9 protein-coding genes, 1 tRNA gene and 1 pseudogene are annotated in these 14838 nt (G+C 26.5%); 3 read left to right on the forward strand and 8 right to left on the reverse strand.

The genetic code is table 11. The features are described 5' to 3' along the window. Positions 1 to 760 precede the first annotated feature (760 nt). The 4 genes from ispD to GOY14_RS00200 form a co-directional block, all read right to left on the reverse strand. Positions 761 to 1972 (reverse strand): 2-C-methyl-D-erythritol 4-phosphate cytidylyltransferase, encoded by a 1212-nt coding sequence (gene ispD / locus GOY14_RS00185; RefSeq protein ID WP_175809187.1) that lies wholly within the window; start codon positions 1970 to 1972, stop codon positions 761 to 763. A gap of 18 nt (positions 1973 to 1990) precedes the next feature. Further along, entirely contained in the window at positions 1991 to 2701 is a 711-nt protein-coding gene (locus GOY14_RS00190; RefSeq protein WP_175809188.1) for a triosephosphate isomerase, read from the reverse strand. 2044 nt (positions 2702 to 4745) lie between these two features. After that, a tRNA-Cys gene (locus GOY14_RS00195) sits at positions 4746 to 4817 on the reverse strand. A gap of 7 nt (positions 4818 to 4824) precedes the next feature. Then, positions 4825 to 5724 carry a class I fructose-bisphosphate aldolase gene (locus GOY14_RS00200; protein WP_175809190.1) on the reverse strand — a complete coding sequence of 300 codons (900 nt, stop codon included), beginning with the start codon at positions 5722 to 5724 and terminating at the stop codon, positions 4825 to 4827. Between the two features lie 1929 nt (positions 5725 to 7653). On the opposite strand from GOY14_RS00200, the gene GOY14_RS00205 reads away from it, so the two are divergent. The 3 genes and pseudogenes from GOY14_RS00205 (at position 7654) to GOY14_RS00215 (ending at position 10559) form a co-directional block, all read left to right on the forward strand. Continuing rightward, positions 7654 to 8277, forward strand: coding sequence for an L-threonylcarbamoyladenylate synthase (locus tag GOY14_RS00205; protein WP_175809192.1), 624 nt, complete (start codon positions 7654 to 7656; stop codon positions 8275 to 8277). Continuing rightward, entirely contained in the window at positions 8255 to 9091 is an 837-nt protein-coding gene (locus tag GOY14_RS00210) for an AAA family ATPase (RefSeq protein WP_175809194.1), read from the forward strand. Before GOY14_RS00205 ends, GOY14_RS00210 begins: the two co-directional genes overlap by 23 nt. Before the next feature lie 800 nt (positions 9092 to 9891). Beyond that, positions 9892 to 10559 (forward strand): annotated as a pseudogene (locus GOY14_RS00215) (conjugal transfer protein TraJ). Positions 10560 to 10575: 16 nt separating this feature from the next. On the opposite strand, the gene GOY14_RS00220 reads toward GOY14_RS00215, so the two are convergent. From GOY14_RS00220 to GOY14_RS00235, 4 genes are read right to left on the reverse strand one after another with little or no spacing between them, the layout of a single operon-like run. Beyond that, positions 10576 to 11166, reverse strand: coding sequence for a ribonuclease HII (locus GOY14_RS00220; protein ID WP_175809196.1), 591 nt, complete (start codon positions 11164 to 11166; stop codon positions 10576 to 10578). A gap of 5 nt (positions 11167 to 11171) precedes the next feature. Further along, the gene (mraY, locus tag GOY14_RS00225; protein ID WP_175809198.1) at positions 11172 to 12152 is read right to left on the reverse strand and encodes a phospho-N-acetylmuramoyl-pentapeptide-transferase; all 981 of its coding nucleotides are present in this window, start codon (positions 12150 to 12152) and stop codon (positions 11172 to 11174) included. 59 nt (positions 12153 to 12211) lie between these two features. After that, positions 12212 to 14341, reverse strand: a complete 2130-nt coding sequence (locus GOY14_RS00230; RefSeq protein WP_175809200.1) for an FtsK/SpoIIIE family DNA translocase — start codon at positions 14339 to 14341, stop codon at positions 12212 to 12214. 4 nt (positions 14342 to 14345) lie between these two features. Beyond that, positions 14346 to 14621, reverse strand: coding sequence for a YggT family protein (locus GOY14_RS00235; protein ID WP_175809202.1), 276 nt, complete (start codon positions 14619 to 14621; stop codon positions 14346 to 14348). Positions 14622 to 14838: the final 217 nt, after the last annotated feature.

The following is a 14838-nucleotide window of genomic DNA, read 5'->3' on the forward strand; positions in this document are numbered from 1 at the left end:
AAAAGTATAGATTTATTTTTAATAAAATAGAGATAATAGATTGTGATTTAGGGACGATCTATATTAACTCTGATTAGTAATAACGTCATATTAATTTTGTTAACTTAATTAATATTTAAAAGTTTTTGTGCAGTATAATAGATAAAATTGAGTTACATTACATGTTTTACTATGTTTTGCTATGGGTTGTATTTTAGTTCTAATAGTATAGAAATATGAAGGATTATTAGAGAATAGTATGCCACAGGAATTTTTTTTGGTCGAAGATAAAATACATAAAACTTAATGGCAATAGAGTGAACAAGTTGGTTAAGTTTTTTTTAATGAGAAGAAAAATGGGAGGGATATTTGGTTAAGAATATGCTAAAGTAACTTAGTGTAATAGAATGGATATTATATTAAAAGTGTCTATATTTTATAAATTGTATAATAAATTTGTTAAATAAAATATACTAAATATAATCTGCACCTACATAAAAAAGTTTATTTTTTAAATAAATATTAGAGCTTTAAGATTAAACATGGTAAAGTTGAAATTTTTTAAAAAATATACATTATTGTTAATATTATTAAAATCAATGTTTTTATAATTCTTTAAAATTTTGTGGTCTAAGCCCTTGCTGTATACTAAAAATAGCAGAAATATTTATGACGGGCTTTATTGAAGATGAAAAAATAAGATTTTTTAATGAGTTTTTAGAGTGAGTATTTACTTATCTTAATTATATTTCTTCTATTGAAAAAGATGCTTATAGCAGCATTAGGAAAAATTAGTGCAAGACGTTAACTTGTATAATAATACAGAAGCATGTGCTGCTATTCCTTTTCTTCTTCCAATCGAACCTAATTTTTCTGCAGTGGTTGCTTTAATATTTACAAATTCATCATCAATTTCTAGCATTTTTGATATAAACTGCTTCATTTTTGTTTTGCAAGGTGATATTTTAGGCTCTTCACAAATTATAGTGATATCTAAATTAGATACACGATATCCTTTTTTTTTAGCTTTTGTAGCAGCAAAGCTTAGAAAATAAGATGAGTTATAATCTTTCCAATCAGGAGAGTTAGATGGAAAATATTTTCCTATATCATCACATCCTAGTGCTCCTAGTATCGCATCAACAATTGCGTGTGTTGCCACATCACCATCGGAATTTGCTTCTATTGCCATGTTATGCTCAATTTCTACTCCACAAATTCTAATAAAATTCTTAGTATTATCTTGAGCTTTAACAAACTTATGTATATCGTAGCCTATTCCAATACGATATTTTGGTTCTTCAAGAAGAAAATTTGCCATATAAATATCTTCTTTTGTAGTTAACTTGAAATTATTTTTTTCGCCATTAATAATGGCAACACATTTTTTGTATTCTAGCATAAGTGATGAATCATCTGAAAATTTTTTGTTTGACTGATGGCACGATAATAATTCCTTAAAATTAAAGATTTGAGGAGTCTGTATAGTTCTGAGCCTTTCTCTTGAAATTGTAGATTCAATGTAATCATTATTTACTATCAACATAGTATTTTCAATTTTTGTTGCTGGTACTACTCCAGCGTATTGGCCATTTATCATAAACTGAGTCAAATTATTTATTAAAGCATTTGATACAAAGGGCCTACACGCATCATGTATAATGACAAAATCTGGATTTATTTCTTGCAAACTTTCAAGTCCTAATTTAACTGAGTTTTGCCTAATTTCTCCTCCGTATACTGGATTTAGTAATTTAGTATCTATAATTGATGATATAGCTTCTTTATAGAAATTTTCATGACTTTTATTAATGACTACTCTTACATAATCTATATATTGATTAGCTAAAAGCTTTCTCACTGTATGAAATAAAACAGGTTTACCTGCCAGCTTTATATATTGTTTAGAGATTATACTACTACACCTACTGCCTATTCCTGCTGCAGCTATTAATGCTATTATTTTATACCTTTTTAATTTATTAATATGCATACAGATTTTAGTGACTGCTCAGGTTTGATAGATTTCTTCAACCTGTTTTACAATTTTATAAAAGTGATTAAAATTTAGGCTTGCACTACCAATTAAAAATCCTGATAAATCTGAGGTATCACGTAAACTTTCTATATTTTTTGAACTAACTGAACCACCATATATAATTTGTTTTTTACCAATATATAATTTTATTATCTTTATTATTTCAACAAGTGTATCACTACTTGGTAAATATCCTGTACCTATTGCCCATACAGGTTCATACGCTACGGTATATTCACCATATATTGGTAATAAGCGGTTCTTGCATTGATGTTCTATTATTTTTTTTGTTTTTCCACTTTTGTAATCTTCTGCATTTTCACCTATACAAATAATTGGATGTAGACCAGATTTTATTGCTGCTTCTGATTTAAGTTTTATTTCATTATCTGTTTCGTTGATTCTTTCAGAGTGTCCGAGTATTACGTAAGTGCACCCTAATTCTTTTAGCATTTTTGCACTAACTTCGCCTGTATAAGATCCATATTTTTTATAATGACAATTTTGTGCTCCTATACTAATGTTATTGTTTAGTTTTATATTATCTGGTAATGATGTAAAGGGTGGACAAATCACGATTCTAGAACTAAATTCATTACTTTTTTTATTAAGTTTATTTATAAAGTCAATAAGAAAAGATCGAGTTCCGTTCATTTTCCAATTTGCTACAATTAAAAAGGACATTAGCTTTACTTGTATTATAAATGATAAATAATATTGAAATTAATTTTTCAATTCATTTATTGATTATTTAATAATAATTAACTACGTTAAATACGCTTTTTTAACTTTGATTTATAGTAATAATGTATACTTAGTTAAGAACTAATAAAAAACAAGCTTTAGTCTATAGAGTCAAATATGATTGAGTCAATAAATTTTTTTATCCTTTGTTAGCTTTGACTAAATTTTCTCTCTTAAATAAATTTAAGCTTTCTTAAATTTTATTTACTAGCTTGAGCTTTTCAGTTTTTTTACTTTATTAAATAGTCATTAGTATAGGTTTTACATTATTTAAAGATAATAAATTAAAAAAATAAGATGTCAGTATAGAATAAATAATCAGAGAAAGCTTTTTATCTTTGAAAAATAGAGTGAGTGATGTGAGAAGGTAAGAAGAGTTTAATTGATAGTGCTTTTTATAAATTTGTGTAATAAAAATCTTTATTTATAGTAATGATTTTTGTTAATAAATCACAAAAGAAAATTAGTGTTTTTGAAATAGGTCTAAAAATATAGAAGAAGCAATATTAGAGTAGAGCTTTTTATGTAGAGTAAGTGTTGAAGAAATAAAAAAAAAGTAGGTATTTAGATATTTCTTGTGAAAAAAAAAGTTCAGCTTGTATTGAAGAAAGTAATATTAAAATTTTGTAAAGAGATTAAGACACTTAAAAAAAAATTAAGTAATAGATCTAATAGAGAACAATTTACTTTTTTGAAAAAGCAAAGATCAAATAAAGTGTATTAGGTAAAATTGAGTGAGATAAATATATTTGGTAACCAAGATGCTTATATTGTAGATAATACTGAGTTGAGTATGTGTATTTATATATACATTTGGCTATTAATATTATTATTAATAATAATGTTATTTGTGAGTTATATTTATTGAAATATAGTAAAGATGATTATTACATGCTATAGATTATTTTTAATGATGAGTTGTTTTTTTATGAAGAATATAATTCTTCAGCATTTTAATTTGATGAAAGTATAAAATATTATAGTAAGCTTAAACTTATACTATTAGCTATATTGGGGATAAAAAATATTGTTCGTTTTGAAACTAAAAACAATTTTCATTAATGAATAGTATATGGTAGAGGAAGAAATTTGTGAAGCTATGTAAGTATAAACTTTAATTTTTTAGAAGATAATTTTTAATCTTTGTGAAGGTTTGTAACTATATTATTAGTAGTCATTTTTTAAAAGAGATTAATGGTTTTGTTAAGAAGGAATATTAATATTATACCTTGGGAAAGGTGTTACACAGCTTTTTTTGATACTAAGGCATATTTTCTTGAAAGGAATATATTTTTGTGTTAGGAATTATAAAAAAAGAAGACAGAGATCAATAAACTGTAGAATAAAGTAGGTTAAACATATAAAAGTGTAATTTTAATGTTTTATAAGGACTTGATGATAAAAGCTCTCAAACCTCAACATGCCTTGATATCCCCTTTTGGAAATAGGTTTCTTTTGTTTTTTCTCAATTTTAAAAAATTACATCTTGTCAGGGTGAATATTTGTTAATAAAAGTTATTATAAATAAAGCAGTATACAAAAGATTAGGATTTTAATCTTTTGTAATGAATAAATAGATTTATGTATAGTTTGTTTTTTTAATAGTGTCCTATAATATTAAAAATTTTTTGATGGTATTAAGAATAGTACTACTATTTTACTAAAGTACTAAATTCATATAATGAAATTTATAGCAGAAATTATGGGTAAATAGTTTCTACTTTACTAAAGTAGTAAAATTAATATGATAAAAATTTATATTATTATATTATCTTAATGTATAGTGAATTCATAACGGGTATAATAAGGGGTGATATTTTTTTAAGTACACTAGGTGATGTTGTTTAATTTACAAAAAAAAATTATTGAGATTGAAACTCATAGTAACATAGTGCTTTTGTGCTTCTAGGTTGCAAAATGCCTTATTCACTAAAAACTCTATATTATTGAATAAGTAGCTCATGGGTATAGAAAACTAGGGGAGAGGCCGGGACCGGAATTGAACCGGTATAAAAGGATTTGCAATCCTCCGCATAAGCCATTCTGCCACCCAGCCTGTTTTTTTATTTGTAGATATCTATTATTTCTTTTAGCATAGATAAAGCTTCTTCTCTGTTTCTTTGAAAAGCATTACGCCCAATGATTGAGCCATCACCGCCACCTTGCTTAATTGCTTTTGCTTCGTTGCGTATATCATTTACTGATTTTGATTCACCTCCAGAAAAGATTACTATTCTTCTTCCTGCAAAACAAGATTTTTTAATGTATTCAATTCTTTTAGATAAGGACTTAATATTTTCGGTTTTTATTTTTTCTTTTTCTAAGTGAATAGTTGGAAGTTTTACTTTTATTATATTGGCACCAAGTAAAGCTGCCATGTGTGCGGCATAAGAGATAATATCAACTGCTGTTTCACCTTCTTTAGAAATTCCTTCACCGCGTGGATAAGACCATAGTACTGCTGCAAGTCCATAAGATTTAGCTTCGGTTATGATTTCACAGGCTTCTTCTATCATATCAAGGCATTTAGCAGAACCAGGGTATATGGTAAACCCAATAGCTGTGCAGCCTAAGTGTAATGCATCTTTCACAGAAGCGGTGATTGCCTGATCAAAGGCTAGATTTTTAGAATGCAAAGAGTTGGAACTATTAAGTTTTAAGATTAGTGGTAACATCCCAGCGTAAGTTGAAACTCCAGCTTCAATCATGCCACGTGGAGCAGCATATGCACTTATTCCTGAATCGACTGCAAGTTGAAAATGATAATGTGGGTTATAAGCGTCAGGGTTAATTTCGAAGCTTTTTATTGGTCCATGCTCAAATCCTTGATCTACGGGGAGAATTAATAGTTTACCAGTTCCACCAAGTCTTCCATGCATGAGAATACGGACTAGGTTTGCTTTTACTCCAGGGTTTTCGCTTTCGTAGTAGCTTAAGATTTCTTTTACTTTGTTCGTTAACACTAACTTGAATTAGATTAAACTTTAAATTATAGCAAAGGTAAAACTTAGTACAAGAGTTTTAAACTATACAAAAACTTATTTTTTTGTTCATATCAATTCTTATTTTTTTTAGTGAATTGAAGATTTAGTTTTATTCAGTAAATAATTTTTTATTTTTTTAAGGTGTTTTTATCATTGTGTGCTTTCATTATTTTTTGGTGTAACTAATTTGTTAAGATAAAATTTTATTCCTTTTTCAGTAGTTTTTACTTTTGCTTAAATTGTGTTTTTTCAGCTTCTAAACATGAAGTTATCTATGATTTAAGTAAAAAAATAACCTCATTAAGATAATTGTGAGATCTGGACATTTTATTGCTTGATCTTGCTCTCAAAATTGGCTTTTGGGTTCCTTTCTTTAATGTGAAGGTTTTTCAGTATGTATCAAATGCAGATCCATAAAATGGTGTATATTATGGTTTTGTGATGGTATTTTAGTATCTTTGCTGTTTAAAATTTTTACTATTTTAAACTTGTAATGCTACTATTTCATCTATAGTAATAGTTAATTATTCTGTCAGATAATACTGATTATTGATATATTTATTTATGTATAAATTTAGCTTATAGTCTTTATAAATGGTATACTTATGTGATATATATTCATGATGCTTTTCTTAAGTAATGTTTTATAGTATTTGATATTTTTATTATTTTAAATACAAGGATTTATTTTACTAATTTTTAAATTTTCTTAATTAAAGATCTTAATATATTAAAGATCTTATATTTTAAGTATTGTTTTTTATATGTAGTTACTCTAGTATAAAGTAGGTTTAAATATATTATTACGGCATTAATTTTTTAAATTAGTAATTTAAAAAATCTACTGAATAATAGTGTGTGTTCATAAGATAAAAAGATAACATTAAATTTTGCTTCGTTTTTTTATTAAAGTTTTTTTTTAATTCTTTTTTTAAAAATTTTTTTGTAGTGGTTCTTAAATAAGTAGCAGCTCTTAAATTTTCAGATAAATTATTCTGACTTGGCGTGTAAGGATAATACTTTAAATGTTTGATACCAAGAAGTCTCACATGAGATTTTTACTAACTTTTACATTTCAATATGTAGTGGGTGTTTTTGTTTTAAATGAAAAATTTTGTGTGTAGTTTTATTTTAACTACGGTCGATATACTTTTTTTGCTCTTGCATTATTATTTAAGATTTTGTAATAATTTTTAAAAGTTTTTTATCTTTAATGATGGTCTATGTTTTAAATTTATCAAAATAAAAATATTATTTTTATGAGTTGTTTTTTTGATAAAAGTGTAGTGTTTACTATGATTATATGGTTGGTTTTACGTTAGGTATGTAGTAAAAAATCTTTAATATATTTGTTTTGTAATGAGTCTTTAAATATCAAGTTTTATTCGAATAAAATTTTTGCTAGGGATATTATTTTCTCATTTGTTTTTTCTTGAATACTATTAGTGTAATATTATTGTTTTGTTTATGCTAAAGTAGTAAGTGAAGCTTAATTTTATTGATGATCCTTTAAAAAAGTATTCATATAAAAGTATATTATATGATTGCTTATAGTTATTGATTTTGGCATTTTACATTGATAAAAAGTTCTTTGTGTTAATACAGTAGTTTCATCAATTTTAATGTTTATTTTAATATAGAAAATTTATATAATATTGTTGGTTAACCTTAATCATGATGTCATTTATAATATTAAAAGTTGAAGTTGGGAAGTAATAATATTTTATTTAAATTTATCTCTAAGTTTTTTTAGAGTTTGTCTTTAAATATTTTTGAAATGAGAACTCTCTTAATTAAGAGATAGTACATTAGTGTGTAGAGAAATTGAACTTGGCTTGTATAGCTAAACTCTCACAATATACTTACTTTTGTGGGTAATTTTTTGTTATAAAAGTTATTTATTGTTCTATGATATATAAAATAGTAAATGCTATACATAATGATTTATTAGTGTGTTTTCCAACGGAAACGATTTATGCCCTTGCTTGTAATGCATTAAATAGTAATGCTATAGAAAAAATATATCAAGTAAAGAAGCGTTCTCGGAGTAAACCATTATCTATATTTGTTAACGATATTTATAACTTGACAAAAGTAGCAAAACTAGATAAGAAATATATTAGTTTGGTAAGTCACTTTTCTCCTGGGCCGATTACTTATATTTTACCACTTAAGAATAATAACATATTACCAAATGAATTCTTTAAAGATAGTATAGGAGTAAGGATTCCTAGTCATCCTATTGCAATTTCAATATTAAATAGATTAAAAACTCCAATAGTTGCAACTAGTATGAATATTTCAGGAGAACGAGGTGTGTATAAAGCTAGTGATATACCTGAATTGATAAAGCGGCATTTATCAGCAGTGGCTGAAAATGATGAATTAGTTTCTGGTGTAGAATCTACTATTATTGATTTAACTCAAGATAAGATTAAGGTTATAAGGGAGGGTATAATTTCACTTCAAATGGTTAGTAGTATTCTTTTGAATAGAGATTATAGAAAAGATGAAAGATGTAATAGGTCATGATCAAGCTAAAAAAAAATTGATGAATAACTTATCTGTTCGTTCTTGGCTAATTTGTGGTAAAAGAGGTATAGGAAAGGCAACACTTGCAAAGTCTTTTTCTAATTGGTTCCTTATAGGAAATCATAATGGAGTAGCATTGGATTTACTTATTATTGATGGTGATGCAATAGGAGTAGAAAAGGTAAGAAAAATGAAAGATTTTTTGCACTTAAGTTCTATTCAATCAGAGTATAAAATTGTTATAATAGATAGTTTAGAAGCGATGACAAGTAATGCTAGAAATGCAATATTAAAAATACTGGAAGAGCCACCAAAAAACTCTAAAATATTTGTAATTAGTCATAAGCCGTATGATATACAAACTACTATAAAGTGTAGGTGTTTTCAGCTAAATTTATTTCCATTGACTTATGATGAAACAAGGCGGATTGTTTTATCTCAATGTAAATTTGATGATCGAGTGTTTGATGAAATTATTACTTTATTTCCTGGAACACCAGGAATAATAATAAATTTAATAAATAATGATACTTATGAAGTATGTAGGTGCTTTTATAAATTTCTTTCTAGTTTAAGTATTCCTGAAGGAATTATTGAATTGATTAATAGTAAGATTGAGTTGGAATTAGCGTCGTATATAATTCAAACCTTTATTTTAGAAAGAATAAAAAAAAGTGTTAATGATGTTGAAATTTTGTTAGCTCAGTGGAAGAAAATAGATAAACTTTTTGTTGCTGCTAAGCAACTGCACTTAGATAAAAAACATGTTTTGGTTAATGTAATTAATGTTATAGCATCAATTTATAAAATGTAGTACTGATTATATGATTCATTATTGATCTTGCTTGTTTCAATGTAACTATATAACTTGCTTAGATAAATTAATCATAATAGAAATTTATAAATTTTTAAAAGTATCTTAGGGATATGAGAGTTAGCCTAGTTTGAAGTATAGGCTATAATTTTAACATTTTTAACATTAAAGAGTGACTTTAAAAGTGAAGTAATTAATAACATTTCTCTGGGTTATTATTGAGTACTACTAAAATTAGTATAACTTATTTTGTTAAGATTTATAATAGTGATTTGTTGTGTAATTATTAGTTAAAGGTAAAAATTTCTCTGAAAAATTTTTATTTCCTGAAGTGATTTTTTAAGTAATGTTGATTATTATCAATATTTTATGTTGCAAAAATAATAGATTTATAAATATATTAAAGGTGTAATTATAATTTTTAATATTTTTATAAAAATAAACTTATAGATTTTAGCAATGCAAATAAAAATTCATTAATCTTAAGTTAGGAGATGTTTTTATTATATGCTAAGTTTTATTACAGTAATGCTATTAAACTTGTTATAAAGTTATGTAGTTAATGTATTTAAGTTAATCTTAAGATAGAAAATTATTGGACAAACAATAATTTTTGCTGATAAATTTGGTTTGTGATTAAAGTGAGTTATGTATCCTTGTATTAAGAGGCAGATATAGATTAAGGAAAATCGATGAATTCTGCTTTATTACTGAGACAAGGTAAATAATTATTAATTTAAAAAATTAATATAGTTTTAGACTTTGAAATATGTTATTGGAGTAATTAAATATGGTTTTCTATGGAAGATAAACTACTTAAGTCGGTAATAAATAAAAGTTATTTTAGTAAAGCAGTTGAATGGTACTGTCATAGATATTTGTTTTGTATAGTAGAAAGGTCTTGGGTGATAGTTATGATATCATTTCTTCTGGTATGCTTATGTTTGTTACTATTGAATATATACTTCTTATTTCCTGTAAAAAAAAAATAAATTTTATTAGATATGTAAATCATGCAGAAGATGAATTTTCTGTAATGCGTAAGTTAAACTCTAATGAAAAGAAAAATGAATATATTTCCATAGCTAGGTATTTAATAAGTAAGTATATTAAAATATATGAGTCTCATAATGTTATTGAACCAGAATACCAAAAAAATTTTATAAAAAATAATTCTACATATAGGATATATCGAGATTTTCAAGAAAAAGTGAATAATGAAGCTATTGATTTACCTTTTTCTAAAAAAAAAATTACTGATATAAATATAACAAAATTGTTTATTGACAGATCAGTAAAAAGTTTAGTTTCCTTTTCAGGAAAGGCTGTTGTTATTTTTATAATTGAGCAGAATAAAGAAATAAAAAATCATACTGTTTATATTAATTTTACTTTGTCTAATATAAGAGCAGCTTTAGATGGTATAGTACCATTTAAATTTATTATTGATGGTTATAAATATAAGTGATATATTATTATTCAACCTATTTTAAAAATAGGTTGAAATTTTTTCTATGGTGTGTTGTGATGCCATGGGTTTTTATAGCTTTTATTTGTTCTTTTGTTCCATATCCTTTATTTTTATACCAATTATATTCTGGATGTTGATTATGTAATTCTTGCATTAGTTGATCTCTTGTAACTTTTGCAATGATTGAAGCTGCTGCAATTGATATACTTAAATTATCGCCATTTATTATAGATACTGCTTGCCATTTTACTTTAGGTAGTTGATTACCGTCAACTAGTACGTAATCTAACTCTAACTCTAAGTTTATTAATGCACGTTGCATTGAGAGTTTTGTTGCTTGTAAAATATTATATGAATTTATTTCTTTTACACTTGCTATTCCTATGCTCCATTTTGCAATGGACGTTATCTTTTTGTACAAGACTTGTCTATTTTTAGCAGATAATTTTTTTGAATCATTAATTCCTTTAATAATTATGTTTTTATCAGTAAATACTACTGCTGCAGATATTACTGGACCAGCCAATGCTCCTTTTCCAACTTCGTCTACTCCTGCTACTACTCCTGCTAACTTATTTTCTAATGTGAAATCTGGATATATCATGAATTTTATAACAAGAAAGCTATAGTAAATGTTGAACAAATAATAGAAATTATTAAAAATTTTATAACTATTTCATTTTCTGACTGTCCTTTTTTTTCAAAATGGTGATGTATTGGTGTAATGAGAAAAATCTTTTTTCCTTTTCCATGCTTAAATTTTGTATATTTAAAGTATGATACTTGAATGATGACGGACAAAGTTTCTATTATAAAGATTACTCCGATGACAGCAAAAAGTACTTCTTTCTTTATTAAAACACTGGTTAATCCTAAAGCTGCACCGATTGATAAGCTGCCAACGTCACCCATAAATATTTTCGCAGGATAGGTATTGAACCATAAAAAACTCAAAAGTGCTCCTATAAAAGCAATACAGAATAAAGTAATATTTATATTTGATTGAGTTAAATATGAAATTAATCCTAAAAAAGCAAAAGAAGTAATAGCTTGAGTTACAGCAAGACCATCAAGTCCATCTGTAAGATTTACAGCATTGGCAGAGCCAACAATTATAAATGTGGTAAATGGAATATATAGATAGCCAAAATCAATTATTATTCCTCTAACTAAAAAAGTTTTTGTGAAACCTTCAGAAAAGTATTGCTTAGATGTAAGCATGACAGTAATTGCAACTATAAATTGAGTAAGTATTTTAATTTTTGCATTTAGACCTTGGGGGTTATATACTTTTAATTTTAGATAGTCATCAATAAATCCTACTAAAGCAAAAGATAGAGTTGTGAATATCAATAATATAGTTTCTAGTGTTAATTTTCCCCAAAGTAAAATTGGCAGTGAAGCAGAAATCAGTATTGTGATTCCACCTGTAGTAGGAGTATTTTTCTTTGTGATTAGATGGTTTTTTGGTCTAAATAACCTGACTGGTTGTTTGTCCTTGCCAATTTTCTTTAGAAATTTTATAAAGCAAGGGTGAAAAATAAATCCCAAAATGAGAGAGTTAAAAAATATTTTTATAGGTAAGTTCATTTGTCTTGATTAATTTAATTAAGCTTATATCAAGCTATTATAACTTATGATGGGATAATTTATTTATTTTTTGCCAATATTTCTCTTTTTCCTAAGTAATTTGGAGCACTGATAATACCTTCTTTTTCCATCCTTTCAATAAGGTTTGCAGCTCTGTTATAGCCTATTTTCAGCTGTCTCTGGATGTAACTAGTTGAGACTTTTTTATCTCTTTGAATAATAGTTACAGCTTGTTTATATAAATTATTTTCCTTATTGTCTGCTTCATTATTCAATGATATAAAAGAATTATCGTTTTCTTTTATGATTTCCTCTATGTAATTTGGTTTACCTTGTGCTTTGAGATGATGAACTATATTTTGTACCTCATTATCGCTTACAAATGGACCATGAACTCGAATAATCTTGCCACCAGAAGCCATATAGAGCATGTCACCCATGCCAAGTAATTGTTCAGCTCCTTGTTCACCGAGTATTGTACGGCTGTCTATTTTAGAGGTAACAGCAAAACTTATTCTCGTTGGAAAATTTGCTTTTATGACACCTGTTATTATATCTACAGATGGACGTTGTGTTGCCATTATAATGTGTATTCCTGCAGCACGAGCCATCTGAGCTAAGCGTTGAATAGAACGTTCTATATCTTTATCAGCAACGAGCATTAAGTCTGCTATTTCATCTACAACCACTACAATGTATGGCAATGTTTCCATTTTGATTGGAATTTTTTCAAATAGTGGCTTACCTTTTATTGAATCGAAGCCAATTTGCACAGTGTGCTTGAGTTCTGTTTTGTTACTTATTGCTTCTTTAATTCTTTGATTATAACTTATTATATTGCGGACATTTAAATATGACATTATGCGATAACGATTTTCCATCTCTTTTACTGTCCATTGGAGAGTAATTAAAGCTTTTTTAGGTTCTGTTACTACTGGTGTTATTAAATACGGTATTTGATTATATATTGAAAGCTCAAGCATTTTAGGATCAATCATTATCATTTTACATTTATTAGGGCTTAATCGGTAAACAAGTGAAAGAATCATAGTATTAATCGCAACTGATTTTCCTGATCCTGTAGTTCCAGCAATAAGTAAGTGTGGCATTTTAGCTAAGTCGACAATAACTGGTCTTCCGTTTATTTCTTTACCAAGTGCAATTGGAAGATTTAAGTTTGTATTTTGATAATCTGGAGATTCTAATAAATCACGTAGCATTACAATTTCTCGCTCCTTATTTGGTAGTTCTATTCCTATAGCATTTTGTCCACGAATTATTGAAATTCGTGCAGAAATTGCACTCATTGAACGTGCAATATCGTCTGCAAGAGAAATTATTTTTGCAGATTTTGTGCCAGCTTGTGGTTCAAGTTTGTATAAAGTTACAACTGGTCCATGACACACATTAATAATTTTTCCTTGTACGCCAAAATCGTTAAGAACTTGTTTTAGTAAAGATAAATTTTTATTGCTCTTTATTTTATTTAGATAATTTTTCTGCAAAGACTTTTTTACTTTGGAAAGTAAATTAATGCTTGGAAATTTGAATTTATTAAAGGGTGTAAAAATTTTTTCAATATCTTTTTTTTCTCTTGTTTTTATTTTTTGTTTAGTAATAATTTGAACTTTATGCTTTTCTTTCGTTATTAATTGCGTAATTAAATATTTGGTGATTTTATATAACTTGAGAAACAGGACTTTTATAGAGAGGTAAGCTATTTTTTTATATGTGAAGAATAAATAGTAGGTAATTTTTTTCCAGCCAATCAATCCTATTGTACCTATTGACGCTGCTATAATAAATATGTAAGTTGGACAGTAGCTGATTAAAACGTTTCCTATTATTCCGCTATGCATATATTTTTCAGTGATGCTAAGTGAGAGTTGTGGTAGTATAACGCATATTCCGAGATTAATTAATGTGAAATAGAAAATTTTTAGTAATCTTCTTGATGATTTGAAACTTAAAAAGTAAACTATAGTTGTAACTATTGTAATACTAGTTAACCCAAAAAATTGGATTAATATATCAGCTAAGTATGAACCCACTATTCCAGCTAGATTTGTTGCCCTTTTATCTATAACTGTGTTTAAGGATGAATCTTTATAGCTATAGCTAAAAATTGATATATATATATATATTAGTAATAATAAGTATACTACTAACTTTAGGTATTTTTTTAGCATCTACTTAAAAGTAGTAATTCATTGTATATTTTATAAGGTGAATTGTTATTAACAATATCATTACGGATAGATCTAATCCATTGAATGGTCGTATATATTTTCTGATAATTTTAAGTGGTGAGTAAGTTAATCGGTTCAAAGTTTGCATTGTGCTACTGACGGTCTCGTTATACATGTTAACTACGTTAAGCTTAATCAGCCAGTCCAAAATAACCCAACATATTAGAATTAAGCTGTAAAGATCAAGTAGTAAATTAAATAAGTATATGATTGGATGCATACACGCCATTACATGTAAAGTTACTAAATATAAACATAAATATTTATAAATTTTGAATCAATCCCTTTTTTAATTAAAAGTTTTATTTTGCTCTTTAATTTTATTTTTTTAGTTTAACTATCTATTGTAGAAAATATATTATTCTCTTCTATCTTAGAGTAAGAAAGTGCTATGCTAAAATGTTTATATAGTATTAAAATGAGTTTTATCCTAGAGT

It is taken from the genome of Wolbachia endosymbiont of Dipetalonema caudispina (assembly GCF_013365495.1).
Lineage (GTDB): Bacteria > Pseudomonadota > Alphaproteobacteria > Rickettsiales > Anaplasmataceae > Wolbachia.

Bases quoted from the DNA above. Each gene is read 5' to 3' on its own strand.
- ispD (WP_175809187.1), bottom strand. From the start codon at position 1,972: ATGCATATTAATAAATTAAAAAGGTATAAAATAATAGCATTAATAGCT.
- GOY14_RS00190 (WP_175809188.1), bottom strand. From the start codon at position 2,701: ATGTCCTTTTTAATTGTAGCAAATTGGAAAATGAACGGAACTCGATCT.
- GOY14_RS00205 (WP_175809192.1), top strand. From the start codon at position 7,654: ATGATATATAAAATAGTAAATGCTATACATAATGATTTATTAGTGTGT.
- GOY14_RS00210 (WP_175809194.1), top strand. From the start codon at position 8,255: ATGAAAGATGTAATAGGTCATGATCAAGCTAAAAAAAAATTGATGAAT.
- GOY14_RS00220 (WP_175809196.1), bottom strand. From the start codon at position 11,166: ATGATATATCCAGATTTCACATTAGAAAATAAGTTAGCAGGAGTAGTA.
- mraY (WP_175809198.1), bottom strand. From the start codon at position 12,152: ATGAACTTACCTATAAAAATATTTTTTAACTCTCTCATTTTGGGATTT.
- GOY14_RS00230 (WP_175809200.1), bottom strand. From the start codon at position 14,341: ATGCTAAAAAAATACCTAAAGTTAGTAGTATACTTATTATTACTAATA.
- GOY14_RS00235 (WP_175809202.1), bottom strand. From the start codon at position 14,621: ATGCATCCAATCATATACTTATTTAATTTACTACTTGATCTTTACAGC.